This window comes from Bradyrhizobium sp. USDA 241, from assembly GCF_049739505.1.
GTDB lineage: Bacteria > Pseudomonadota > Alphaproteobacteria > Rhizobiales > Xanthobacteraceae > Bradyrhizobium > Bradyrhizobium liaoningense.
Genome location: NZ_JBMGPZ010000005.1, coordinates 1904519 through 1929893, shown reverse-complemented (window position 1 = coordinate 1929893; position 25375 = coordinate 1904519). Strand labels below are relative to the sequence as shown.

The window sequence follows — 25375 nt, the reverse complement described above, 5'->3', positions numbered from 1 at the left end:
CGCCGCCAACCGAGCACGCGAAATCCGCGCGATGTTGGAAATGGTTGAAACTCGCTGCGTTGACGGGCTGAACTGCCCAACGCTTGCCAAGCACGGTCGTTGAGATCAGTTACGAAGTCAAGCGCGTTATTGCAGCGAAAGCTGCTACGATTCGTATCGTGGTGCAGCAAAACTGTGCATCCGATCCGAGCCCACGCGTCGATGCGCCGTAGACATGACGGCACGCCCGAAGTCCTGCTTTCGGGCCTGTCGTGCGCTATGAAGGTTGCGCGGTCGAACCTGCCGATGGATCCGTGCCAAGCCAAGTCGTCGGCACTTCCCGCTACGAGCGACAGGCATCTCTGCCGGCGCTCGAATTCGCCGGGTGTGAATTCCGGCGGCTGAGCATCATCTGATATCGAGCCGGCCGCGCGATCTCATCCTCAGCCCTGGGTTCATGCACCTCCGGCATTTTTAGAATTTGGTAACGATACGAACGTCGCTGGACGCATTAATGCAAATCGCACGCTGCCGGTGTCTGCCCCGTAACGACCTTGCTATAAGCCCGGCCAGGCGCGATCGACGCTCGCGAAATCGACCTGGTTTCATTGATTGCTCATGAACAAGCTTAGCAATACGTTCGACATCGTCATCGAGCAGTCGTTCGACTTTCTGTCTTCGGAATATGCAGAGCTGTTTGATCGCTCGGCCGCCACTGCGTTCCAGCATCCGGTCTGGCTGCATAGCCTCTACACCAGGCTCGCGCCGGAAACGGGCGCAACTCCTCTGGTCGTCGTGGTCCGCCACCGCGCGACGGGGGCCCTCGCGATGGTGCTGCCCCTGCTCCGGATCCGGCGCGGCCCGATACGAACCGTCGAGTTCGCCGACCTCCGCGTTTCCGACTACCTCGCTCCGGTTTGCAGCCCGGACGTGTTCTCGCAACTGCTCGACGACGCGGCTGCGTGCGCGCAGATTCGGCGCCTTGTCCGTCCTTTCGATCTGCTCCGAATGGTCAAGCTGCCCGACGGACGGCTTCCGATCGAAGACCTTCTGGCTGCGTCCCGCCGCGTAGCGATGGACACCAATGCCTACGCGACGGTTCTCGTCGCGCCGTTCGAGCAATGGCGGGCCAGCACGCTCGATCGCTCCTATCAGAAGGAGCTCGCAAAGAAACGTCGTCAGCTCGAGAAGAAGGGCGCGCTGAGCTTCTCGTGCTGCGGCGACAGCGCGTCCGTGCTCGAGGCGCTGGACGTCATGAGGAAGTTCCGGGGGCCGCGCTTTCACGCACAGGGCGACGGAGACCTGCTGCAGCGCTCCGAATACTACGGCTTCTATTCCGCCGTCGCGCTTGGCGGCCTCGGTTCCTTTGTCCGCCTCTACGCCATGAAGATGGACGGCGAGGTGATCGCCGCCGTGCTCGGACTGTGCCACCAGGGCAGCTTCCTCATCATCATGAGCGCCTTCGACATCGCCGGCTACAAGAGCCAATCCCTTGGCGCGCTGATGTTCGAGCAGGTGGCGCGGGACTGTATCGAGCGCGGAGATCGGATGCTCGATTTCACCATTGGCGACGAGCCATACAAGAAATTGTTCGGCGGGCAGCCTTCGCCGATGTGGGAGGTCACGCAGGCCGGCAGCGCCGCAGGCGCCATCGCCCTGTTCGCGCTGAAGCAGGCTCCCTGGCTCAAGCTGGCGGCCAAGCGGCTATCGGATTTGAGATTCCAGCCGGCCCGCAGCCCAACTCCCACGCGCTGACCGACGGCACGCGACGGAGGAGCAGAACTCAGGCGCGCAACGCGCCGCGGACACGCCCGAGCCAACCCGGGTGCATCTGATCGACGCGATGTGTCAGACTGCGCCGCAGGAAGTGCAACCGTCGTCGTACGTCCCAGCCGATGTCCTTGCGGGACGTCAGAGCCTCGCGGAAGCGCGCCATCTTCAGCGACTGCTGGTCAGCCGCGATCTTGTCGCGATCGGAATAGAACTGCGAGATCTTTTCTCGGCCCATGCCTGGGGTCATGAGCCACCGCGGCGCGTATTCGGTGCAAAGACGGTCGACGTCCACCAGCAGGCGGGCGACACCCGTGCCGGCGGCGGGGCAGTTGGTCTGGAACGCATCGCCGATGAGGACGACGCCGGGCTGGAGATGCCTCTCGACGACAGTCAGATCCATCACCCAGTTCTGGACCCGGTCGATCACGCGGAAATCGCCGAGGTAGTCGCGCAATCCCGGCAGCAGGCGCAAGACCGTCGCCCCCGGCTCGCGACGCAACTCGCGCATGATCGGGTCGGTCGGATCGCGGAACATGAAGAGATTGGCCCGCATGCCGGCACGGACGGGAAACAGGCTGAGATAGTCGATGCCATCCGCCGTACGTTCGCCGTAGCAGGTCAATGCCTCGAAATCGAACGGAGTACCGTCCTGGCGGGCGATCGTGAAGCCGAACGAAACCGAATGGCGCTCGGCCAGCACGCGCCGCCTGATGCCGAGCTTGTAACCGAGGACTCCCGCCATGCCCGTGGCCAGAACAACGAGGCGCGCGGTGACGCGCCGTCCGGAGGCCAGCTCGAGATGCTGGACATCGTCGCTGTTGCTGATCGTAGTGACCTCGTCGACGATCAGGTGGGATGGATCGGGGATCTGGCGACGCGCCATGGCGACGAGATCGGCATAGGGGAATCCGTAAGCCTGGCCGACGCTGACATCGACCACCTTGCCCTCCCGGATATTGAGCACCTGGTCATATCGGCAGGCGACGTCCTCGAGCGCGTTGAGAAAGCCCAGCTTGCGAAACAGCTCCAGCTGATGGCCGCCGATCTTTTCGACCCGGAATTCGTCCGGGTAGATCGCGCGCTTGTCGACGAGAGCAACGCGATGCCCTGCCCGCGCCAGCACGGCCGCCGCAAGCGATCCCGCAAGGCCACCGCCGACAACGGCGATGTCGGAGACGACCGTTGCCGTCTCGCCCTCATCGATTGGCTCGGTCACGGCTCCATCCGTCGTCATGGCTTCGGCTCCTAGATTAACGGCGGTTCCCTGTGCAACTCTCCCGCCTGATGTCGCATCGCAGAGCCAAGTGCGATCATTTCCGAAGATTGAGGTTAATGACCGGAAGCGGCTGGCGCGCTGCCGCCGTTCCGGCACGCGTCTTGCTCGAGTTGCTCCGTAGATTCCGGGTTCCGACATCCCGGCGACCGATCCCGCGCGCCATTCCGCACTCGAACCGCCGATCTCGTCTTCTTCGGTCGTCGATGCGGCGCTAGGCCGTCAGTCGGTCGAGCTGGACTTTGCACCAACCGGGACAATGAGGACGACGATGTTCCAGAGTGAAGCAGCCGACGTAGCCGCGATATCGTCGCGGCCGGCGAGACCCTGCATCTCGTCCATTAACACTCGCGCCGTTGCAGCATGCTAGGTTGTCGCCGGTATCGGAACACGCCTCTTCAGGGGAGCGCAGCCCCTTAAACCTCCATGATCGAAGCCATCCTCCAGTTCATGCGGCGCGATGTCACGCGCGGAGTTGCCGGGACCATCCTCCTCAAGGTTGGCAGCGGCGTGCTCGCGTTTGCATTGTTCTCGCTGGCGGCACGAACGATGTCGCCCGATGGCTTCGGCATCTTTGCGACCTGGCTCTCGGTCGCCCAGATCGCAGCCGTCCTGGGACTGGTCGGCCAGGAATCCCTGCTGGTGCGATTCCTCAACGAGTATCAGGTCAGTGACAGGCCGGACCTTACCAAAGGCGTCCTCCTGTCGAGCTTCAAGATTGCCTCGGTCGCAATGCTGATCGTGATCGCCGGGATCGCCATCGTGGCAAGCATGAGAGGCGACTGGTGGCTGCTGATCCTCGCGGTGTCGGCCTACACGGCCGTCAACGCCGCAGTGATGCTTGGGAGCCAGATCGCTCGCTCGCTGGTCAGCATTCTCATGGGCGAGGGAAATCGCGAGTTCTTCTGGCGGGTCATCGTCGTCCTGTTCCTGCTCGCCATGCTGCTCGGCCATCGGCAACTCGATCCCACCGAGCTGATCGCGGTGATGACGATGGCCATGTCGGTGGGCCTGGTGGCGCAGGTCATTTCGATCGCGCGAGTGCTGCCGGACTTGCGCGGTACGCCGGCGCGCACCGAGACGTCTCGCTGGCGATCGAGCGCCCTTCACTTCTGGCTCGCATCCATCCTTGAAGCCGCCAACCAGTATTTCGACGTCATTCTGGTCTACTGGATGCTGGATCCGACGACCGCCGGAATCTACTTTGCCGCCTCGCGCCTCGCCAATATCTTCGCCATGCTGTCCGCAGCGCTGTACACTTTCGGCGCGCGCCGGCTTCCGTCGCTGTATTTCAGCAAGAACCACCGGGAGTTCGAGCGGACCTTGCGGTTGATGGCGGAAGTGACCGCACTTTGCGTGATCGCCGGACTCGTCATCATCTGGATCGGCGGTCCCTATCTCCTCAACCTGTTCGGACCTCATTTCACCGCACAGCACTCGGTCTTGATCGTGCTCGCGATCGGAACTGCCATCCAGGCGGCAGGCGGCCCGTCTGCTGCGATCCTGCAGCTGACCGGCCATGAACGAATCTATGTGCCGGTCGTTGCCGCCAACGTCGCGCTGCGGCTCGTGGGATTTATCGTCCTCATTCCCTGGCTCGGCGTGCTTGGCGCGGCGATTTCGGCGACGGTGTCGCTCGCGCTCGCGACCATTGCCCTGAATGTCCTCTGCCGCCGGCGATCCGGGGTGGATCCTTCGGTCCTCGTGCTCCTGCGCTTCTCTGCTTCGAGGCGCGGCAACTATGCAGTTCGCGGCGCGGACTCGAGCGACTAGATGTCATCAGGTCGCTGCTCGAGGAATCCGCAGGCACGCGCCGGCAGCGTGCAAGACCGATTGGTTAACGCACTCGCCGCGCACCGTCGGGGAAACAGCGGAAATACCGCGCGAATGATGTCGTTGCAAAGGCCTCGCATTAACTCCGTTTGTTGCTAGCCGATGTCCGGGCGATACCCGCATGATAGGTACGGAGTTAAGAAGGTGAAGATTTCGTTTCTTTAGCAGGTCGGGATTCGTGCTCCACTATCAGCCGAACAAGGAATTGGGCGAGACGAGCGCGATGGCTTTGGCGCGGCCGGACAACGGCGGGCCGAAACTGCACGTGCTTCTCGCGCAAACCCAGGCCGAGAACGCCGGTGCGCAGGAAATCTCGCGGCTTCTCGGCGCCGGGCTCACCGCTCGCGGCTACCGGGTCACCAATCTATTCTTCTTCCGCAAATCGGACTCTTTCGATGAGCCGCCGGATACGCTCTACTGCGCGCGGAGCCGGCCGGGCAATCCGGTGGCGCTGCTGCGGATGCTGCGGACGCTCGGCCGCCATATCAGGGCCACGAGGCCCGACGCCGTCCTGACTTTCCAACATTTCGGCAACGTCATCGGCGGTGGCGTGACGCGCCTCGTCAGCCGTGCACCGGTTGTCGCAAATCAGGTTTCATCCGCAATGTCGATGAGCTGGCCGGTCCGAACCGCCGACATCGTCATGGGCAGCCTCGGCTTCTTCGACTGCATCACGCTCAATTCGAAGGACATGCAGCGCGAATATTCGCGCTACCCCGCGGCCTACCGGTCGCGCATGGTGCATGTGCCTCACGGCTTCGACGACAAGGCCCTCACGCTGTCGAAGGAGGCTGCACGACATAGGTTCAACCTGCCGCCGGACTGCGTCCTGCTCGGCTGCGCAGCAAGGCTGCATCCGCACAAGCGGCTCGATTTGGCGATACGTCTGTTGCCGGATCAGCCATCCTGGCGCCTCGCCCTCGCCGGCCAGGGCGCCGACGCGGCCCGACTGAGACAGCTTGCGAACGATTTGAACGTCTCGGACCGAGTGCATTGGCTCGGGGAGATTCCTCCCAGCCGGATGGCGGACTTCCTGGCCTGCCTGGACGTGTTCGTCTTTCCGACACAGGCCGAAACCTTCGGTCTCGCCGCTGTCGAGGCCGCGAACGCCGGTGTTCCCTCGGTCGTGACCGATCTTCCCGTCCTGCGCGAAGTGTTGTCCTACGAAGGAAGGCCGACTGCGCTCTTCGTCGATGCCGCCGACCATGCGAAGCTCTCCGCAGCCGTCTCCACGCTGTTGACGGACAAGCACCTGAGCGACGAACTGCGACAAAACGCCAAAGGCCTGAGATTGCGCTATTCGGTAGATGCGATGGTTGACGAATACGTTCGTATTCTCGAGCAGGTCATTTGACATGATCCGTTGAAACAGATTGGCTCGACATGATCATCGAGTTTCGCTGTGAACGCGACTACGCGCGGCAATGGATGTCCCGCGAGACGCTGTCGATCGACGGCCGGGACGTGCCTGTACGAATCGTATGGGCGCCAACGGCGGAGCCGCGGCCCGCTGGTCTCGACGCCCTGTTCGAGCTCGAACGCGTGGTGCTGCGCAAAGGCAAACATGGCGGCGCAGACAGGCTGAAGATCGTTCCGGAAGGGGCGCAGGCTTGCGGCGCCGCCGATATAATCGTCGATTTTACGGGCGCCGCGCGGGATCCGGACTGGTCTGCCCGTCTGTATCTGCGTCCGCTGTTCAACGGAGCTGCGGGCGAAAATGCCGCCCTCGCCGCCATTCTCGCCGGCGACCTGCCGGTGATCGGCATCGTCAACGAGGTCGACGGTTCGGTCCTCGACCGCGGCCATCCATCCGGAGAGATTGCCGCGGGCCTCAGCGGCGCGCTCGAAACCGTCATGGCGCGAACCCTGACCATGGTGGCGGCGGTCCTGTCGGGAAGGCCGCGCATTGTGCCGCAGCTGGCGCGCCCCGCCGGCGATGGCTTGCGCCGCGAGCCCGTCGGTTATGTCGCTCGCGGCCTTGCCGCATCGATCGCCAAGGAGATCTATCGCCTCTGCTGCTATGCCCCGCATTGGCATATCGGATGGCGCGTCAATGACGGCGGAGGCGTCTGGCAGACCGGAGATCTATCCGGCCCAAGCTGGAACGTGCTGGGAGATCCTGGAAACCACTTCTACGCCGATCCCTTTCCGATCTCGTGGCAGGGACGCACATTCGTCTTCTTTGAGGATCTCGATCACCGCGTCGGAAAAGGCATCATTTCGGCGATCGAGTTCAGTGACGCGGGGCCGGTCGGCGAGGTGATGCCGGTGCTGGAGGAGCCCTGGCACCTCTCCTATCCGTTTCTGATCGAAGACGATGGCGAGCTGTGGATGATCCCGGAGAGCTCGACGCGGGGGGACGTCGCCCTCTACAAATGCGTTCGGTTTCCGGACAAATGGGAGCGATATGCGACGCTCCTTTCCGGCCTCGAGCTGGCCGACGCCACGATCACGCGGCACAACGGCCTGCACTATCTATTTGGCGCCTGGCGCGACGGCTCGGGTGGCTATTCGGATTCGCTGGCGATCTACTACGCCGACCGCCTCTTGGGGCCCTGGTTGCCCCACGCCAGCAATCCGGTCTTGATCGACCGCGCAAGCACGCGGCCGGCGGGGAATTTCGTCACCCTCAATGGCAAATTGTGGCGACCGGTCCAGGATTGTGCCGACGGATACGGCGCGGCGCTCGCCCTGGCGGAGGTGGTCGACCTGTCGCCGACGGCGTTCAAGCAGATCGTCCGCCACTCTCTGAAGCCCGGACCGCTATGGCCCGGCAGGAAGTTGCATACCTTGAACCGCTGCGGCCGGCTTGAGGTGATCGACGGATCGCGCGTCCAACCCAAGACGCGCGCGTTCGCGAGTCACTTTCCGTCGACGGTCGTGTCTGCGCGAACCAGCCCGAGTTCGGCTGTTTGATCTGCGTTTCGCTCGCCGATCCGCCCACGGCGACCCGAACTCTCGGGTTGCCCGCTCACTTCGCCGCGTCGATCCAGATGCCGGGCTGCGAATGCTCGCGGATGTGGCTGACCAGGAAGTCGGAGAAGACCCTGATCTTGGCGGGCAGCCTGACGCGGTTTTGATAGGCGATGTTCATGGTGAGCAGAGGCAGCTCCCAGCCCATCAGGACCGGCACCAGCCGGCCGGCCGCGATATCACCCTGCACGATATAGAGCGGCTGGATCAGGATGCCCAGCCCTGCACGCGCTGCGCCACAGATGATCTGGCCGTCATTGCTGTCGAGCGTCGGCGCGATGCGGATGGTCTGCGTCGTGCTGCCCTGGCTCAGCCGCAGCGAATAGGGATCGTTGGCGAGGTTGTAGATCAGCATATTGTGGCGGGCGAGATCGGCGGGATGCTCCGGCCGGCCGTGCTTCTCCAGGTAGGAGGGAGCCGCAGCCAGCACACGGTGCATCTGGCCGATCCGGCGGACGATGATGTTGGAGTCCGGTTCGTGCTCCCGCGTGCGGATCGCGACGTCGATGCCAGCTTCGATGAAGTCGGGATACCGGTTTGCGCTGATGATCTGCACGCTGAGATTGGGATAGAGCGCGCGGAAGGCGGGCAGCATCGGCGCGAGGTAGATCATCGCGAACGACAACGAGCTCGTCACGCGCAGCATGCCCTTGGGCGACAGCGCGCGGTCGGAGACGGCATCCTCAGCCTCAGCCAATTCGTTCAAGAGCGTGCCGCAGCGCTGCAGGAGCTCCTGCCCTGCTTCGGTCAGCCATTGCCGGCGCGTGTTGCGCTCGATCAGCCGGACCGCAAGCCGCTCCTCCAGCGCGCTGAGATGACGGCTGACAGCCGCATTCGACATCCGCAGCGCGTCGGCAGCTTTGGACAGACTGCCGAGTTCAGCGGTTTTGGAGAAGACCTCGAGTTGGAGAAGCCGGTCCATTTTTTCAAAAACAGGAAAAGAGACTTACAATTTTTGACCTTTATTTCCGATTTCTGCAAGGCAAAATGGCACCAACAAAGCACTATCGCAGGCGAGGAAACTGGGAAATGTCGGGCCCGATCAGGCACATCGTGATGTGGCGGCTGCGCGGGGACACCCCCGAGGAGCGCTCCGCCGCGCGGGTCAAGGTCAAGACGCTGTTCGAGGGCCTCAAGGGCCGGATCGACGGCCTCACCCATATCGAGGTCGGCCTCGACGTCAGCGCTGTCGACTACGCCTGCGACGTCGTCCTGTTCTCCGAATTCACCGACCAGGCGGCGCTTGCCGCCTACGCCAACCATCCGGAACATCTGCGCGTCCGCGAGGCGCTGGGCGACTTGCGGATCGGACGCTTCCAGGTCGATTATCCCATCAAAGAGACCGGCGCATGATCGGCTCGTTCACCTACGAAAACCTGCCCTGCCGCGTCGTGTTCGGCAGCGGAACGCTGGCTTCCGCCAAGGCCGAGGTCGAGCGGTTCGGCGGCAGGCGCGCGCTGGTGCTGACGACGCCGCAGCAGGAGGCGCAGGGCAAGAGCTTGGGCGCCGCGCTCGGCCCGCTCTACGCCGGCCTGTTTTCCGGCGCGACCATGCATACGCCGGTCGAGGTCACGGAACGGGCGCTCGCGGCGCTGAAGGCGTGCGACGCCGATTGCGTCGTCTCGCTCGGCGGCGGCTCGACCACCGGTCTCGGCAAGGCGCTGGCCTTGCGCACCGGCGTCAACCAGCTCTGCATTCCGACCACCTATGCCGGCTCCGAGATGACACCGATCGTCGGGCAGACCGAGAACGGCCTGAAGACCACGGTCCGCGATGCTGCCGTGCTGCCGGAGACCGTGATCTACGATGTCGATCTAACCCTGACGCTGCCGGCGAGCCTCGCCGCAACCTCCGGCATCAATGCGATCGCCCATGCGGTCGAGGCGCTCTATGCCCGCGACGCCAATCCCGTGACATCGCTGATGGCGGAAGAAGGCATCCGCGCGCTGGCACGTGCCCTGCCCGCGATCGCCGCCAAGGCCAACGACCGCGAGGCCCGCACCGAGGCTCTCTACGGCGCATGGCTGTGCGGCGTGTGCCTTGGCAATGTCGGCATGGCGCTGCATCACAAGCTCTGCCACACGCTCGGAGGCACCTTCGACCTGCCGCACGCCGAGACCCACACCATCGTGCTGCCGCATGCGCTGGCCTACAACGCACCGGCGGTGCCCGACGCGATGGCGCGCATTTCGCGCGCGATCGGCGCTGCAGATCCGTCGCAGGGGCTTTTCGAGCTTGCGGAGCGGCTGGGTGCGAAGGTCGCGCTGCGCGATATCGGCATGCCCCAAAGCGGCATCGACAAGGCGGCCGACCTCGCCGTCACCAATGCCTACTGGAATCCGCGGCCGCTCGAGCCAAACGCCATCCGCGACCTGATTGCACGCGCATGGGCCGGCGAGCCGCCGGGCACTGCAAAAGCGGCGGCGTGAAAGCGATGCGGCGCACGTTGATCAAATCGGCCACCGTCATCAGCATGGATGACGCGATCGGCGACCTTTCGAGCGGCGATGTGCTGGTCGAAGGCAGCCGGATCGTCGACGTGCGCCCGTCGATCGAGCTCGGTAGTGGTGCCGGCGAGACCGAAATTGTCGACGGCGCCGGGCGCATCGTCATCCCCGGCCTGATCAACGCGCACATGCACACCTGGCAGACGGGCCTGCGCGGCTATGCCGCGAACTGGACGCTGCTCGAATATTTCCGCCGCATGCATGCCGGGCTCGCGACCGTGTTTAGGCCCGAGGACATCCATATCGCGACGCTGGTCGGCGCGCTGAACCAGATCAACCACGGCGTCACCACGCTGGTCGACTGGTGCCACAACAATCCGACGCCTGATCACACTGATGCCGCCGTGCGCGGCCTGATCGAGAGCGGCATCCGCGCCGCCTTCTTCCACGGTTCCCCAAAGCCCGAGCCCAAGCCAGGCGAGCCGCATTTCTCGGAGATCCCGCATCCGCGCCGTGAGGTCGAGCGGCTGCTCGCAGGTCCCCTCGCCGACCGCGACGGCCTCGTCACGCTCGGTCTTGCGATCCTTGGTCCGCATTATTCGACGCTCGACGTCGCCATGCACGATTTCCGCCTGGCGCGAGAATTCGAGCTGATTGCATCGATGCATCAGGGCGGCGGTCCGGCCAAGACGCCCGGCGGCTGGGAGCAGCTGATCGAGGCCGGCCTCGTCGGCGCGGGCGTCAACATCGTCCATGGCAACGATCTGCCGGATGAACTCCTGGACCGGATGATTGATCTCGGCGTGTCCTTCTCGGTGACGCCTGAGAACGAGATGATCCAGGGCCACGGCTTCCCGATCACCGGACGCCTCCTCAAGCGCGGCGTTCGGCCGACGATCGGCATCGATCTCGAATCGGTGCTGGCAGGCGATCTCTTCTCCGCCGCCCGCGCTGCGCTGTCGATGCAGCGGGCGCTCGACAATGCGGAGTCTCGCAAAGTGAGCGGCACCATTCCGCCAACCACGACGATCCCCGTGCGCGAGGCGCTCCGCTGGATCACGACGGAGGGCGCGCGCATGCTCAGCCGCGAGAGGCAGATCGGCTCGCTGACGCCGGGCAAGCTCGCCGACCTCGTCATCATCAACGCCTCCGATCTCAATCTTGTCCCGGTGCATGACCCCGTCGCCACCGTCGTGATGCAGGCGAGCCTCGCCAACATCGAGGCCGTGATGATCGGCGGCGCCTGGAAGAAACGTAACGGCCGGTTGCTGGCCGAGGGACTGGAGACGAAGAAAGAGCTGCTGGCGCAATCCGGCCGGCGGCTGGTGCAGGACATCGAACGACAGGGACGCGCTGCCTAGCAGCGCCATTGGACAGGAACAATGACTGACGCTTCCAGGAATGTTGCTTTCATCGGAATCGGCAAGATGGGTCTGCCGATGTCGGCGCTCGTCATCAAGGCCGGGTATGCCGTGACCGCTTTCGATCAGAGTGCCGCACGGCTCGACGAGGCGCGCTCACTCGGCGTTTCGGTTGCCGCTTCGCCGGCCGCCGCCGTGAGCGGCAAGCCGGCCGTTATCACGTCCCTGCCCGATGACTCGGCGCTACGCGGCGCATTGCTCGGCTCCTCCGGCCTCATCGCCGCGATGGCACCCGACGCCGTCTTGATCGAGACCAGCACCGTCAGCGTCGAGGCCTCGACCGAAGTTGCGGCCGCAGCGCAGGCGCGCGGCATTTCCTATCTCCGTTCGCCGGTCTCCGGCAATGCCAGCATCGTCCACACCGGCGCGCTGACCTGCTTCGTCTCGGGGCCGAAGCAGGCCTTCGAGAACGCAAAGCCGCTGTTCGCGGCCTTTACCCGCGCGCAGACCTACCTGGGCCCGGCCGAGGAAGCCCGCTACGCAAAACTGTCCGTCAACCTGATGATCGCGGTGTCGGCCGCGATGATGGCGGAGAGCCTGGCGCTGGCGCGCAAGGGCGGCATCGCCTGGCAGGACATCCTGAAGGTGCTCGACGACAGCGCGATCGCCTCGCCGATGGTGAAGTACAAGACCGCGCCGCTGCGGACCCGCGATTTCGAGTCCACCTTCTCCTGCAGGCAGATGGCCAAGGACCTCGATCTCATCCTCGGTGCCGGGCACGCCGTCGGCGTGCCGCTTCAACTCGCGGCGCAAGTGCGCGAGACCTATGGCTCGCTGGTGGCGCAGGGCGACGGCGACACCGACTTCATTGCAACCGTCAAGCATCTCGAACGGCTGTCCGGCCTCGGCGAACCGAAGCTGTGATCAACGGAGGCACGCATGCGTAACTTCAACGAGAACACGATTACCGACGCGGTGCTGGAGCGGATCGCAGGGGCGACCGATCCGCGCATCAAGCAAATCAGCGAGGCCTTGGTGCGTCACCTTCATGCCTTTGTCCGTGAGGTGCGGCCGACCCAGAAGGAATGGGAGTACGGCATCGATTTCCTGACCCGCACCGGACACATGTGCAATGACAAGCGCCAGGAGTTCATCCTGCTGTCGGACACGCTCGGCGTTTCCATGCTGGTCGACGCCATCAACCATCCGGTGCCGGAAGGCGCGACCGAGACCACGGTGCTCGGCCCATTTTTCGTCCAGGCCGCGCCGGAGAAGGACAGCGGCGCTGACATCTCCGGTCCGATGGAAGGCGATCCGATGCTGGTGACCGGCTCGGTCTCGACCGTCGACGGAAAGCCGCTTGCGGGTGCCGTGGTCGACGTCTGGCACTCCGATGACGACGGCTATTACGACGTGCAGCAGCTCGAGGCCATCGGCGATCTCGCGATGCGCGCCCGCTTCCACACGGACGCGAGCGGCCGCTTCCATTTCTGGTCGATCAAGCCCGCGGCCTACCCGATCCCGCATGACGGTCCGGTTGGCGAGATGCTGGAGGCTCAGGGCCGCCATCCCTGGCGCCCGGCGCATGTGCACTTCATGATCTCGGCACCGGGGTTCGAAAAGCTCGTGACTCACGTGTTCGTCGCAGGCGACCAGTATCTCGACAGCGACGTGGTGTTCGGCGTCAAGGACAGCCTGATACGGGAATTCGTCCGCCGCCCCGCCGGCCGTGCGCCGGATGGTCGCATGGTGGACACCGAGTATTTTCATCTCAACTACGATTTCGGCCTAAAGCAGGTCGCGAGCAACGCGAGAGCCGCTTAAGCTGGGCTACGGACCAACAAGAGTCCGGCAGCAGGGAGCAGACGGGAGCTTAAGGATGGGACCGCGGGTCAGCACGGATATATTGGCCGAGCGCCTCACCGGCATGATCGGCCCGCGCGCGAGCGTTGCGCGCGGCGTGCTCGATCAGCATGGGCAGAGCGAATCGCATTATCGGAGCCTGCCGCCCGATATCGTGGTCTTCCCTGAAACCACGCAGGAGGTCGCGGACATCGTCAAGCTCTGCGCCGGCGCAGGCATGCCGATCGTCCCGTTTGGCGCCGGCACCTCGCTCGAAGGCAACGCGGCCGCGGTCGCCGGTGGCGTCTGCTTCGACTTCGCACGCATGAACAAGGTTCTCGCAGTGCACGACAGCGACATGGATGTCGTGGTGCAGCCCGGCGTCACGCGCAAGCAGCTCAATGCCGAGCTGCGCAATACCGGCCTGTTCTTCCCGATCGACCCCGGCGCCGACGCCTCGATCGGCGGCATGACCTCGACGCGCGCCTCCGGCACCATGGCGGTGCGGTACGGCACCATGAAGGACAATGTCATGGCGCTGGAGGTGGTGCTGGCCGATGGCCGCGTGATCCGCACCGCCCGGCGCGCGCGCAAGTCGGCCGCCGGCTATGACCTGACGCGCATGTTCGTCGGCGCCGAAGGCACGCTCGGGATCATCACCGAGATCACGCTGAAGGTGCATCCGGTGCCGCAGGCCATCTCGGCCGCTGTGTGCAGCTTCGACACCCTGCACGATGCCGTCGATACCGCGATTTCGGTGATCCAGTCCGCGATCCCCGTGGCGCGCATCGAGCTACTCGACGACGTCATGATGCGGGGCATCAATGCCTATGCCAAGCTCGGCTATCGCGAGGCCCCCACCCTGTTCTTCGAATTCCATGGCTCCGAAGGCTCCGTGGCCGAACAGGCCGAAGCGGCGCAGGCCATCGCCGCCGATCATGGCGGCCATGGCTTTGCCTGGGCGAAGGCGCCGGAAGACCGCAGCCGGCTCTGGCACGCCCGCGACAACACGCTCTATGCCGGCCTCGGCCTGCGCCCCGGCGCACGCGCGGTGATCACGGATGTCTGCGTGCCGATCTCGCGGCTGGCGGAATGCTTGACCGAGACGCGGCGCGACGCGGACCAGCACGGCTTTGTCGCGCCGATCGTCGGTCACGTCGGCGACGGCAATTTCCACATGCTGATCCTGATCGACCCGGCAAAGCCGGAGGAGGCCGAAGGCGCCAAGGCGCTGCAGGCCCGCATGGTCGCCCGCGCCATCGCCATGGACGGCACCTGCACCGGTGAGCACGGCATCGGGCTCGGCAAGATCGACTACCTCACTGACGAGCTCGGCGAAGCCGTCGACGTGATGCGGTCGATCAAGACCGCGCTCGATCCAAATGGTCTCATGAACCCCGGAAAGATCTTTGCGAGCGGAGCCAAGGCATGAGCGACGCGCTTCCGATCGAGGTCACCTCGCCCACGCCGCTGCTGGAGCTGCGCGGCATCAGCAAGGAGTTTCCCGGCGTCAAGGCGCTGGACGACGTGTCCTTTGCCGTCTATCCCGGCGAAGTCCACATGCTGCTGGGCGAGAACGGCGCCGGCAAATCGAGCCTGATGAAGGTGCTGTGCGGCGCCTACCGCGCCGACGCCGGCGAGTTCTATTACAAGGGCGAGACGGTCGCGATCAACTCCACCGCGGACGCGCAGAAGCTCGGCATTGCCGTGATCTTCCAGGAATTCTCGCTGGTCCCCCATCTCGATATCGCCCAGAACATCTTCCTGGGTCGCGAGCCGAAGGGCCGCATCCCCGGTACCATCGACCGCCGGAAGATCCTGGCCGATGCGAGGCGCGTGCTCGGCACGATCGGCTTCGACATCGATCCCTCCACCACCGTCGACAAGCTCGGCGTGGCGCAGCAGCAGATGGTCGAGATCGCGAAAGCGATCAGCCAGAACGCCCGCATCCTGGTCATGGACGAGCCGACCGCGGCGCTGTCGGACCGAGAGACCGAGCTGCTGTTCGCGCTGATCGCGCGGCTGAAGGCAGACGGCGTGTCCATCGTCTACATCTCGCACCGCATGGCCGAGGTGTTCGCACTCGGCGATCGCATCACCGTGCTGCGCGACGGCCGCCGCATCGACGGCGTCCGTCCCGCTGACGTCACGCCGGATCAGCTCGTCCGCATGATGGTCGGCCGCAACGTCGACATGACCTATCCGCGCCATTTTGCCGACAAGCCCGGCGAGCTGCTGCTCGAGGTCAAGGGCCTGACCGCGCCAACCGGCATCTCGGACATCAATATCGAGGTGCGCCGGGGCGAGATCGTCGGCCTGTGCGGGCTCGTCGGCTCCGGTCGCAGCGAGGTCGCGCGCGCTATTTTCGGCGCCGACCCCGTGACATCAGGGCAGATCATCTTCGATGGCAAGACCATCTCCGGCGAGCCGGACCTCGCCGCCCGCCGCGGCATCGCGTTGATCCCGGAGAGCCGCAAGAGCGAGGGCCTCGCGCTGCTGCGGTCGGTGAGCGACAATCTGGTGGTGTCGGCGCTGCGAAAACTGTTCCCCAGCGGCCTGTTCGACCAGCGCAGAGCACAGCGCACCGCCGATGGCCTGATCCGCCAGTTGAGGATCGCGACACCGAGTGCGCGGCAAACCGTCGGCCTGCTCTCGGGCGGCAACCAGCAGAAGGTCGTGATCGGCAAGTGGCTGGCGGCGGGCTCGAAGCTGTTCATTTTCGACGAGCCGACGCGGGGCATCGACATCGGCGCCAAGTCCGAGATCTTTGCGCTGATCGACCGCCTCGTCGCGGAAGGCGCAGCGGCCCTGATGATCTCGTCCGAGCAGGTCGAGATCTGCCATGTCTGCGACCGCGCCTATGTGATGCGCGAGGGGCGCATTGCCGGGCACCTGACGCGCAGCGAGCTGACGGAGGAGAACATCGTGCGACTGGGGATGCATCATGCGTGAAGCCGCGATCGTCTCGGAGCCCAATCCGCTACAACGCATTCCCGGCGTTGCCATGGTGCTGGTGCTGCTGATCGCGCTGTTCAGCGTGATCGCGCCCGGCTTCCTGTCGGTCGCCAATCTCTCCAACGTGCTGGTGCAGTCGACCATCCTGACCATGCTCGCGCTGCCGATGACGCTGATCATCATGACGGAGGGGCTGGATCTGTCGATGGGCGCGGTGCTGACGCTGACCTCGCTCTGCGTCGCCCTCGTGTCGCTCGCGACCAAGTCGATGCTGCTCGGCTTGGGTGCCGGCCTGCTGGTCGGCACGGCCTTCGGCCTCGCCAATGGCTGGCTGGTCGCGATCGTGGGCATTCCGCCCTTCGTCGCGACGCTGGGCACGCTCGGCATGGCGCAGGGACTGTCGCTGATCGTCAGCGACGGCCAGAGCGTGGTCGGCATTCCCCACAGCGTGCGCGACATCTACTCGGCGACGCTTCTCGGAGTCCCCGTTCCGATCGTGATGGCGCTGGTGACCTACGCGGTCTTCCACGTGCTGCTCTATCATACAAGGTTCGGCACCTATATCTTCGCCCTCGGCGGCAACCGCGAGGCGCTGCGCTATGCCGGTCTCTCGCCGAACCGGCTCCTGATCGCGGTGTACGCGATCGGAGGCGCCATGGCCGGCATCGCCGGCCTGCTGATGACCGCGCGGATGAACTCCGGTCATCCCACCGCCGGCCTCGGTCTCGAATTCGATGCCATCGCCGCCGTCGCCGTCGGCGGCACCTCGTTCGAGCGCGGCAATGGCTGGCTGCTCGGCACGCTGCTCGGCGTCCTCTCGGTCGGCGTGTTGCGCAACGGGCTGAACCTGATCTCACTGCCGTCCTCCGTGCAGGTCGCAAGCGTCGGCGTCCTCGTCATCGTTGCCCTGTTCCTCGACGGCCTCAGGAGCCGCGCATGACCGACATCACCAAGAACGCCATCGCGCCGCCCCGCTCGTTCCTCTCGCAGGACGCGATCCAGGTGTTCTACCGCCTGCTCGCGGCACTCCTGATCTGCGCGGTGCTCGCCGTGCTCAGCGATTCCTTCCTGAGCCTCGGCAACATCCTCAACGTGCTCAGGCAGGCGAGCCTGACCTTCTTCATCGCCTCCGGCCTGACGCTGGTGGTGCTGACCGCCGGCCTCGATCTGTCCGTCGGCGCCAATGTCGCGCTGTCCGCCTGTATCGCCGGGACCGTGATCCACACGACCGGCTCGCCGGCGCTCGGCATCCTCACCGGGCTTGCCTGCGGTGGCATCGTCGGCCTGCTCAACGGCATCATGGTCACTGCGCTCCGCATCCCCTCCTTCATCGCCACCTACGGCATGCTCTGGGTGCTGAACGGCCTCACCTACTGGTACATGGCGGGCGAGACCCTGCACGGCTTCCCGGCCGGCTTCCGCCAGATCGGCAGCGGCTACCTGTTCGGGCTGCCCATCCCGGTCTATCTGCTGCTGGTCTTTCTCGGGATCGGGACGTTCTTCGCGCAGCGCACGATCTGGGGCCAGGAGATCTATGCGATCGGCGCCAATCCGGTCGCGGCGCGGCTCTCAGGCATCCCGGTCGCGCGCCGCCTGCTGCTGGTCTATGCCGTCTCCGGCACCATGGCCGGACTCGCCTCGATCATCTTCCTGTCGCGGCTCAATTCGGCCGAGGCCGACATCGGCGAGAGCCTGACGCTGCCCGCGATCGCGGCCGTGCTGATCGGCGGCACCTCGCTGTTCGGCGGCGTCGGCACCGTGTTCGGCACCTTCATCGGCGCGCTGATCCTGACCCTGGTGCTGAATGGCATGAACCTGCTCTCGGTCAGCGCCAACTGGCAGCCGCTCGTCACCGGCGTCATCGTCATTCTCGCGGTTTGGCTCGACATGAAGACCCGCCGCCGCGCGCAATGAGCACTTAGAGATCCAACAAGCAAAACGAGGGATGGAGGCAACATGAAACAGAAACTTGGCTATCTGGCGCTGCCGCTGCTGATGGCGGCCGCGTTCACCACCGGGGCGCGCGCCGACGGCGAGACCATCGCCGTCTTCACCAAGAACCAGACCAATCCGTTCTTCCAGACGGTGCGGGTCGGCGCCGACAACATGGCGAAGACGCTGAACGCGAAGACGCTTCAGTACATCCCGACCAAGCCGGACTCGATCCCCGAGCAGCTCAGCCAGATCGAGGACGTCGTGGTCAAGAAGCCGAGCGCAATCGTGTTCACGCCGGTCGACTACAAGGCGATGGTCCCGGGGGTCGAGAAGATCAACGAGGCCAAGATCCCGGTCGTCAACATCACCGACCGTTCTGCGGGCGGCAAGTTCCTGTCCTTCGTCGGGGCCGACGACTACAGCCTCGGGCTGGAGACCGCGCGCTTCCTGTTCAAGACGCTCGGCGGCAAGGGCAACATCGTCATCATCGAGGGCGTCAAGGGCTCGCTGACCAATGTCGACCGCGTCCGCGGCTTCAACGACGCGCTGAAGGAGAATCCGGGCGCCAAGCTCCTGGCCTCCCAGCCCGGCAACTACCAGCGGCTCCAGGCGCTCCAGGTCATGGAGAACCTGATGCAGTCGAACTCGCAGATCGACGGCGTGCTCGCCGCCAACGACGCCATGGCGGTCGGCGCGATCGAGGCGCTCGACGGTGCCAATCGCAAGGCCCAGGTGATCGGCATCAACGGCACCAAGGAGGCGATCGACGCGATCAAGTCAGGCAAGCTGCTGGCGAGCGGCGACTACAACGGCTTTGCGCAAGGCTGCCTCGGCACCATGATGGCGATCCGGTCCTTGCGCAATGAGCCCATCATCGCCGAGATCGTGCTGAAGCCGACCGTGATCACCAAGGACAATTACCAGCCGTTCGACGTGCCGCTGGAGCAGCGCAAATGCCCCACCTTCGAGGAAGCCGGTAAGCTCAGCATCAAGTAAGCCTGTCGATCACGACAAGCCCGGACGGCCGCTTCGGCGGCCGTCCCAAGAACCGAAGCAAGAAACGGAGACACCATGCTGTTCGCGATTCACGCCCTCGACCGCGCCGGCGCGCTGCCGACCAGGCTCGCCAATTACGATGCCCACAAGGCTTTCCTCAGCGACACCTCGCGCTTCGGCGTCAAGATCGTGATGTCGGGACCGCTGGTCTCCGACGACGGACAGACGATGATCGGCAGCCTGTTCCTGATCGAGGCGCCCGGCCGCAAAGAGGTCGAAGCGTTCAACAGCGCAGACCCCTTTGCTGCGGCCGGCATCTGGGAAAAAGTGACCATCACGGGCTTCCTGCGCCGGCAGGGCTAAACCCTACGGCAGCTCTTCGAGGTGACAGGCCACCCACTGCTCGCCTCCCGCCGCGCGCAGCACCGGCTCCTCGGTCCGGCAGCGGTCGAACACGTAGGGGCAACGGGTGTGAAAGCGGCATCCGTTCGGCGGGTTGATCGGGCTCGGCACGTCGCCCTTGAGAATGATGGGATTGCGCTGTGCTCCGGGCTCCGGCAACGGCACCGCCGAGAGCAGCGCCTTGGTGTAGGGATGCCTTGGCGCGGCAAAGATCTCCCGGCGCGGCGCCACTTCCACAATCTTGCCGAGATACATGACCGCCACACGATGGGTCATGTGCTCGACGATCGCGAGATCGTGGCTGATGAACAACAGCGCGAGGCCGAACTCGCTCTGGAGATCCTGCAGCAGGTTGACGATCTGCGCCTTGACCGAGACGTCGAGCGCGGAGACTGCCTCGTCGCACACGATCAGCTCGGGTTCTGCCGCGAGCGCCCGGGCAATGCCGATGCGCTGACGCTGGCCGCCGGAGAATTCGTGGGGCCTGCGGTTGAGCGCCTCGCGCGGCAGGCGCACGGTATCCATCAGCGATGTGACGCGAACCTCGAGATCTTCCGCAGACTTGGCCAGGCCGAAATTGCGGATCGGCTCGGCGAGAATGTCGCGCACGCGCATGCGCGGATTGAGGCTCGAGAACGGATCCTGGAACACCACCTGCACGCGTCGGCGCATCTGGCGCATCGTGCTCGGCGCGGCGTCGTCGATCCTCTGGCCGTCGAGGATGACCTGCCCCGAAGTGATCTCGAACAGCCGCAGGATGGCGCGGCCGACCGTCGATTTGCCGCAGCCGGACTCCCCGACCAGCGACAGGGTCTCGCCCCGCGCGATCTCGAACGACACGCCGTCGACCGCATAGACGAATTCGGACTTGCGCCCGAACAGGCCGGTCTTGACCGGAAAGTGCTTCTTGAGGTCGTTGACCTGGAGCAGCGGAGGACTCATGCCGCGATGGCTCCCTTGGCGGCGTAATGACAGGCGGCGACGTGGCGGGGGCCCTTCTCCTCCAGCCCCGGCGCATATTGGCGGCAGAGATCGGTCGCGAGCGCACAGCGGCCGGCAAAGACGCAGCCGGTGATCGGCTTGCGGAGATCCGGCACCTGCCCGGGAATCTCGGCGAGCCGCCTCGCAGTGCCCGTCAGCGAGGAGCCGAGCCGCGGCACCGCGCCAAGCAAACCCTGTGTATAGGGATGACGCGGCGAGCGGAACAGCTCGGCCACCGGCGCCTCCTCGACCTTGCGGCCGGCATACATCACCATGACACGCTCGGCGATCTCGGCGACGACGCCGAGATCGTGGGTAATGAGGATGATCGCAGCGCCGACCCGGCTCTTCAGGTCCAGCATCAGCTTCAGGATCTGCGCCTGGATCGTGACGTCGAGCGCGGTTGTCGGCTCGTCCGCAATGAGAAGCTTCGGATTGCAGGCGAGCGCGATGGCGATCATGACGCGCTGACGCATGCCGCCGGACAGCTGATGCGGGTATTCGCGCACGCGGCGTTTCGGCTCGGGAATGCCGACCAGCGTCAGCATCTCGATCGCGTGCGCCTCTGCCGCCTGCTTGTCGAGGCCCTGATGGATCATCAAGGTCTCGCGGATCTGGCGACCGACGGTCAGGACCGGATTGAGGCTGGTCATCGGCTCCTGGAAGATCATCGAGATGTCGTTGCCACGGATCGCGCGCATCTCGCGATCGGACAGCTTCAGCAGGTCCCTGCCCGCAAAGCGGATGCTGCCTGCGATCCTGCCCGGCGGCTCCGGGATCAGCCGCATCAAGGACATCGACGTCACCGACTTGCCGCAGCCGGACTCGCCGACGATGGCAAGCGTCTCGCCCTCGTTGACATGAAAGGACACCCCGTCGACCGCGCGATTGATGCCGCTGGGGGTGCGGAAATGGGTCTGGAGGTTCTCGACTTCGAGCAAAGCCATCGCGATCAGCCTCGATCCATCAGAGGCTCTTGGCCATGCGCGGGTCGAGCGCATCGCGAAGGCCGTCGCCGAGCAAATTCACGGCGAGAACGGTGACCGACAGGAACGCCGCCGGGAAGAACACGATGTAGGGCTTCACCTGCCACAATGCGCGGCCCTCGGCCATGATGTTGCCCCAGGACGGGATGGTCGGCGGCGTTCCGGCGCCGATGAAGGACAGAATCGCCTCGGTAATCATGGCGCTGGCGCAGATATAGGTCGCCTGCACCAGCATCGGCGCGACCGTGTTGGGCAGGATATGGCGGAGGATGATCATTGGCGAGCGCGTGCCGCAAGCCACGGCCGCATCCACATAGGGCTGCTCGCGAAGCGACAGCACCACGCTGCGGACGAGGCGCGAGACACGCGGGATTTCGGCAACGGTGATCGCCAAGATGACGTTGCCGACGCTGCCGCGCGTCAGCGCCATCAGCGCGATCGCGAGCAGGATCGGCGGAATCGACATCAGGCCATCCATGAACCGCATCAGGATGCCGTCGGCCCAGCGGATGAATCCGGAGATCATGCCGATGGCGAGACCCGCCGCAGATGCGAAGATCGCGACCGACAAGCCGACCGTGAGCGAGACCCGCGCGCCGTAGAGCACACGGGAATAGATGTCGCGGCCGAGCACGTCCGTGCCGAACCAGAAATCGGCCGACGGCGCCCGTGTGCGCTTGGCAGGCGCGAGCGCGGTCGGGTCGACCGTGCCGAGATAAGGCGCGAAGACCGCGATCAGCACGAGCGTCAGCAGCAGCGCGCCGCCGATCGCGACTGTCGGATGGCCGCGCAGGAGGCCGACGAGGCCGCGCCGGATCGTGACCGGCCGCAGGATCTCGGGCAGCTGCGGCGCGATGACGAGGCCGGCTGGAAGCGATTGCGGATTGACGGTGGTGTCGGTCAATAGCGGATCCTCGGGTCAACGAGCGTGTAGACGACGTCGATCATCAGATTGACGAGGACGTAGACGAAGCTGAACAGAAGCACGATGCCCTGGATCACCGGATAGTCGCGGCGCAGGATCGCATCGATCGTGAGGCGGCCGAGGCCGGGGATCGCGAACACGCTCTCGGTCACGACCGCGCCGCCGATCAGGAGCGCGATGCCGATCCCGATCACGGTCACGATCGGTACCGCCGCGTTCTTCAGCGCGTGAATGAACAGGATGCCGCCCTGCCCGAGTCCCTTGGCCTTGGCGGTGCGGATATAGTCCTGCTGCAGCACTTCGAGCATGGCTGCCCGCGTGATGCGTGCGACCAGCGCGATATAGACGCAGCCGAGCGCGATGGCCGGCAGGATCAGGTTCTCGAGCCACGGCCAGAAGCCCTGCGTGAGCGGCGTATAGCCCTGCACCGGCAGCCATTCCAGCTCGAGCGCGAAGATGTAGGCGAGGATGTAGCCGACCACGAACACGGGCAGCGAGAATCCGAACACGGCAAAGCCCATGATGACGCGGTCGATCAGGCTGCCGGCCTTCCACGCCGCCACCACGCCGAGCGGCACCGCCACCACGATCGTGAGCAGCAGCGTGACCATCATCAACGACAGCGTCGGACCAAGACGCTGCCCGATCATCGCCGAGACCGGCAGATTGGTGAAGATCGAGGTGCCGAGATCGCCGTGCAGGATGCGCCAGACCCAGCTTCCGAACTGGACCAGGAACGGACGGTTGAGGCCGAGGCTTTGCCGGATGCGCTCCACATCCTCCGGACTCGCCTGGTCGCCCGCGATCACCACGGCCGGATCGCCCGGCGCGATGTAGAGCAGGCTGAACACGAACAGCGCGACGATCGCCATGACTGGCAGGGTCGCGACGATGCGACGGAGGATGTAGGAGAGCATCTGGCTTCAGCGCACGATCATGCAGACTTGGACACGCCCCAGAAGAACGGCAGCGGCCCCTTGGTGATGCCGGAGACGTTCTTGCGCCAGGCGGTGTAGCTCAGGAAGAAGCCCGTCGGCGCGTAGACGACGTCATCGAGCGCCGCCTTGTTGAGGCGGCCGATGGCGGCCTTCTCCTCGTCGAGGTTCTTGGCCTCGAACCAGGACGCGACCTCCTTCTCCGTGCCGGGGCTGTTCGGCCAGCCGAACCAGGCCTTGTCGCCGTTGGCGCGAATGGCGGTGTAGGGAGCGGGATTGATGCAGTCCGCACCCGCGTGCCAGGTGTGGAACATGTTCCAGCCACCCTGTCCGGGCGGCGTCTTCTGCGCGCGGCGCGAGCCAACCGTGCCCCAATCGGTGGCGACGAAGTCGACATTCATGCCGAGCTTCTTCAGCAGGTCCGCGGTGACATCGCCCTGTGCCTTGGTGATCGGCTGGTCCTGAGCCACCAAGCAGGTCACCGGCTGGCCGGAATAGCCGCTCTCAGCGAGAAGCTTCTTGGCCGCATCGAGATCGCGCTTGCCCTTCAGGATCTCGCCGCCGGCTTCGCTGTAAAGCGGCGTATCCGGGGTGAAGAAGCCGGGCAGCGGCTTCCAGAGTGCCGTGTCGTCGCCGACGATCGCGCGCATGTAGTCTTCCTGGCTGAGCGCCATCAGCACCGCTCGCCGCGCGCGCACGTCATTGAACGGCGCAAAGAGATGGTTCATGCGGAACGAGCCGATATTGCCGAGGGGATCGCCGATATCGACGCTGATGTTCTTGTTCTTCTTCAAGACCGGAACGAGGTCCGCAATCGGGCTCTCCCACCAGTCGACCTCGCCGTTCTGCAACGCCGCGGCTGCCGTGGCGGGATCCGGCATCACGATCCATTCGACGCGATCGACCAGGATCTGCTTGCCGCCCGCGAGCCAGGATGCCTTCTCCTGCCGCGGCACGTAGTCGGTGAACTTCTCGAACACCGCCTTCGCGCCGGGCACCCACTCGCCCTTGGCGAATTTCATCGGCCCGGAGCCGACATATTCGGTGATCTGCTTGAATGGATCGGTCTGCGCGATGCGCTCCGGCATGATGAAGCCGCACGGCGAGTTGTTCTTGGCCAGCGCGTAGAGCATCTTCGGGAAGGGCTGCTTGAGCACCCATTTGAAGGTGCGGTCGTCGACGGCCGTCAGTTCCTGCTGCAGCGCCTTGATCATCAATCCCATCGGATCGCGCGCCGACCAGCGCGTCAGGCTTGCAACGACGTCCTTGCTGAGCACCGGCTCGCCGTCATGGAACTTGAGGCCCGGCCGCAATTTGAACGTCCAGGTCGTGCCGTCGTCGGTCACTTCCTCGGACTCGACCATCTGACGCTGCGGCTGCAGCGAGGAATCGATGCCGTAAAGCGTGTCCCAGACCATCGCGGCCGCATTGCGCACGACATATTGCGTACCCCAGATCGGGTCGAAATTGGCGAGATTGGCCTGGGGCACGAAGCGCAGGGTCCGGGCGGATGCGCCTTGCGCGATCGCCGGCGCCGAGAGGCCGGTCAATGCCAGACCGCCCGCGCCGGCCAGTCCCTTCAATACGGTCCTGCGATCCATGAAATCCTCCCAGTAATGCCGTGATGCCGGCCATCGTTGGCCACGGGCAAGTGAATCCGAACCCATTTGCAAGCAAATGGTATGCCACTAACCCGTCCTATTCGTGAGAGTGCGGCTTTTGGGCCCGATTGATGCGGCCGCACATCTTGTCTGACGAGGCGCACAGGATTGCCTTCGG

22 protein-coding genes are annotated in these 25375 nt (G+C 64.9%); 15 read left to right on the top strand and 7 right to left on the bottom strand.

The window, feature by feature from the left end; genetic code table 11:
• Positions 1–597: 597 nt before the first annotated feature.
• Positions 598–1734, top strand: coding sequence for a GNAT family N-acetyltransferase (locus ABIF91_RS31020; RefSeq protein WP_028176760.1), 1137 nt, complete (start codon positions 598–600; stop codon positions 1732–1734).
• 28 nt (positions 1735–1762) lie between these two features.
• On the opposite strand, the gene ABIF91_RS31015 is transcribed toward ABIF91_RS31020, so the two are convergent.
• The gene (locus ABIF91_RS31015; RefSeq protein WP_028176759.1) at positions 1763–2986 is read right to left on the bottom strand and encodes an FAD-dependent oxidoreductase; all 1224 of its coding nucleotides are present in this window, start codon (positions 2984–2986) and stop codon (positions 1763–1765) included.
• Positions 2987–3451: 465 nt separating this feature from the next.
• Between ABIF91_RS31015 and ABIF91_RS31010 the strand changes: the two genes are divergently transcribed.
• The 3 genes from ABIF91_RS31010 (at position 3452) to ABIF91_RS31000 (ending at position 7774) form a co-directional block, all read left to right on the top strand.
• On the top strand, positions 3452–4798 hold the full coding sequence (locus tag ABIF91_RS31010; RefSeq protein ID WP_028176758.1) for a lipopolysaccharide biosynthesis protein: 1347 nt from the start codon (positions 3452–3454) through the stop codon (positions 4796–4798).
• Positions 4799–5036: 238 nt separating this feature from the next.
• Positions 5037–6212 (top strand): glycosyltransferase family 4 protein, encoded by a 1176-nt coding sequence (locus ABIF91_RS31005; RefSeq protein ID WP_028176757.1) that lies wholly within the window; start codon positions 5037–5039, stop codon positions 6210–6212.
• Between the two features lie 29 nt (positions 6213–6241).
• Positions 6242–7774, top strand: a complete 1533-nt coding sequence (locus tag ABIF91_RS31000; RefSeq protein WP_028176756.1) for a glucosamine inositolphosphorylceramide transferase family protein — start codon at positions 6242–6244, stop codon at positions 7772–7774.
• A gap of 55 nt (positions 7775–7829) precedes the next feature.
• Here ABIF91_RS31000 and ABIF91_RS30995 read toward each other — a convergent pair whose 3' ends face one another.
• The gene (locus tag ABIF91_RS30995; protein WP_028176755.1) at positions 7830–8753 is read right to left on the bottom strand and encodes a LysR family transcriptional regulator; all 924 of its coding nucleotides are present in this window, start codon (positions 8751–8753) and stop codon (positions 7830–7832) included.
• Between the two features lie 107 nt (positions 8754–8860).
• Between ABIF91_RS30995 and ABIF91_RS30990 the strand changes: the two genes are divergently transcribed.
• From ABIF91_RS30990 to ABIF91_RS30940, 11 genes are all read left to right on the top strand, one after another.
• Positions 8861–9184: a Dabb family protein gene (locus ABIF91_RS30990; protein WP_028176754.1), complete on the top strand. Its 324-nt coding sequence runs from the start codon at positions 8861–8863 to the stop codon at positions 9182–9184.
• Entirely contained in the window at positions 9181–10260 is a 1080-nt protein-coding gene (locus tag ABIF91_RS30985; RefSeq protein ID WP_028176753.1) for a maleylacetate reductase, read from the top strand. The genes ABIF91_RS30990 and ABIF91_RS30985 overlap by 4 nt, the downstream gene beginning before the upstream one ends.
• A gap of 5 nt (positions 10261–10265) precedes the next feature.
• A complete protein-coding gene (locus ABIF91_RS30980; protein ID WP_028176752.1) occupies positions 10266–11639 on the top strand; it encodes an amidohydrolase family protein in 1374 nt (457 codons plus the stop codon).
• A gap of 21 nt (positions 11640–11660) precedes the next feature.
• Positions 11661–12563, top strand: a complete 903-nt coding sequence (locus ABIF91_RS30975; RefSeq protein ID WP_035669390.1) for an NAD(P)-dependent oxidoreductase — start codon at positions 11661–11663, stop codon at positions 12561–12563.
• A 15-nt stretch (positions 12564–12578) separates the two neighbouring features.
• The gene (locus ABIF91_RS30970; protein ID WP_028176750.1) at positions 12579–13463 is read left to right on the top strand and encodes an intradiol ring-cleavage dioxygenase; all 885 of its coding nucleotides are present in this window, start codon (positions 12579–12581) and stop codon (positions 13461–13463) included.
• 55 nt (positions 13464–13518) lie between these two features.
• The gene (locus ABIF91_RS30965; RefSeq protein ID WP_284279153.1) at positions 13519–14913 is read left to right on the top strand and encodes an FAD-linked oxidase C-terminal domain-containing protein; all 1395 of its coding nucleotides are present in this window, start codon (positions 13519–13521) and stop codon (positions 14911–14913) included.
• Entirely contained in the window at positions 14910–16433 is a 1524-nt protein-coding gene (locus ABIF91_RS30960) for a sugar ABC transporter ATP-binding protein (protein ID WP_028176748.1), read from the top strand. Before ABIF91_RS30965 ends, ABIF91_RS30960 begins: the two co-directional genes overlap by 4 nt.
• Complete coding sequence (locus ABIF91_RS30955) at positions 16426–17376, top strand: ABC transporter permease (RefSeq protein WP_028176747.1); 951 nt, start codon at positions 16426–16428, stop codon at positions 17374–17376. The genes ABIF91_RS30960 and ABIF91_RS30955 overlap by 8 nt, the downstream gene beginning before the upstream one ends.
• A complete protein-coding gene (locus tag ABIF91_RS30950) occupies positions 17373–18350 on the top strand; it encodes an ABC transporter permease (protein WP_028176746.1) in 978 nt (325 codons plus the stop codon). Before ABIF91_RS30955 ends, ABIF91_RS30950 begins: the two co-directional genes overlap by 4 nt.
• Before the next feature lie 42 nt (positions 18351–18392).
• A complete protein-coding gene (locus tag ABIF91_RS30945) occupies positions 18393–19367 on the top strand; it encodes a sugar ABC transporter substrate-binding protein (protein ID WP_028176745.1) in 975 nt (324 codons plus the stop codon).
• 75 nt (positions 19368–19442) lie between these two features.
• Positions 19443–19730 carry a YciI family protein gene (locus ABIF91_RS30940; protein ID WP_028176744.1) on the top strand — a complete coding sequence of 96 codons (288 nt, stop codon included), beginning with the start codon at positions 19443–19445 and terminating at the stop codon, positions 19728–19730.
• 3 nt (positions 19731–19733) lie between these two features.
• On the opposite strand, the gene ABIF91_RS30935 is transcribed toward ABIF91_RS30940, so the two are convergent.
• Genes ABIF91_RS30935 through ABIF91_RS30915 form a run of 5 tightly spaced genes read right to left on the bottom strand, consistent with a single transcriptional unit; the run spans position 19734 to position 25197 of the window.
• Positions 19734–20711: an ABC transporter ATP-binding protein gene (locus tag ABIF91_RS30935; RefSeq protein ID WP_028176743.1), complete on the bottom strand. Its 978-nt coding sequence runs from the start codon at positions 20709–20711 to the stop codon at positions 19734–19736.
• Positions 20708–21697, bottom strand: a complete 990-nt coding sequence (locus ABIF91_RS30930) for an ABC transporter ATP-binding protein (RefSeq protein ID WP_028176742.1) — start codon at positions 21695–21697, stop codon at positions 20708–20710. The genes ABIF91_RS30935 and ABIF91_RS30930 overlap by 4 nt, the downstream gene beginning before the upstream one ends.
• A gap of 19 nt (positions 21698–21716) precedes the next feature.
• Positions 21717–22640, bottom strand: coding sequence for an ABC transporter permease (locus tag ABIF91_RS30925; protein ID WP_028176741.1), 924 nt, complete (start codon positions 22638–22640; stop codon positions 21717–21719).
• Positions 22637–23578, bottom strand: coding sequence for an ABC transporter permease (locus ABIF91_RS30920; protein WP_028176740.1), 942 nt, complete (start codon positions 23576–23578; stop codon positions 22637–22639). The genes ABIF91_RS30925 and ABIF91_RS30920 overlap by 4 nt, the downstream gene beginning before the upstream one ends.
• Positions 23579–23595: 17 nt before the next feature.
• Positions 23596–25197, bottom strand: a complete 1602-nt coding sequence (locus ABIF91_RS30915) for an ABC transporter substrate-binding protein (protein WP_028176739.1) — start codon at positions 25195–25197, stop codon at positions 23596–23598.
• Between the last annotated feature and the right edge of the window lie 178 nt (positions 25198–25375).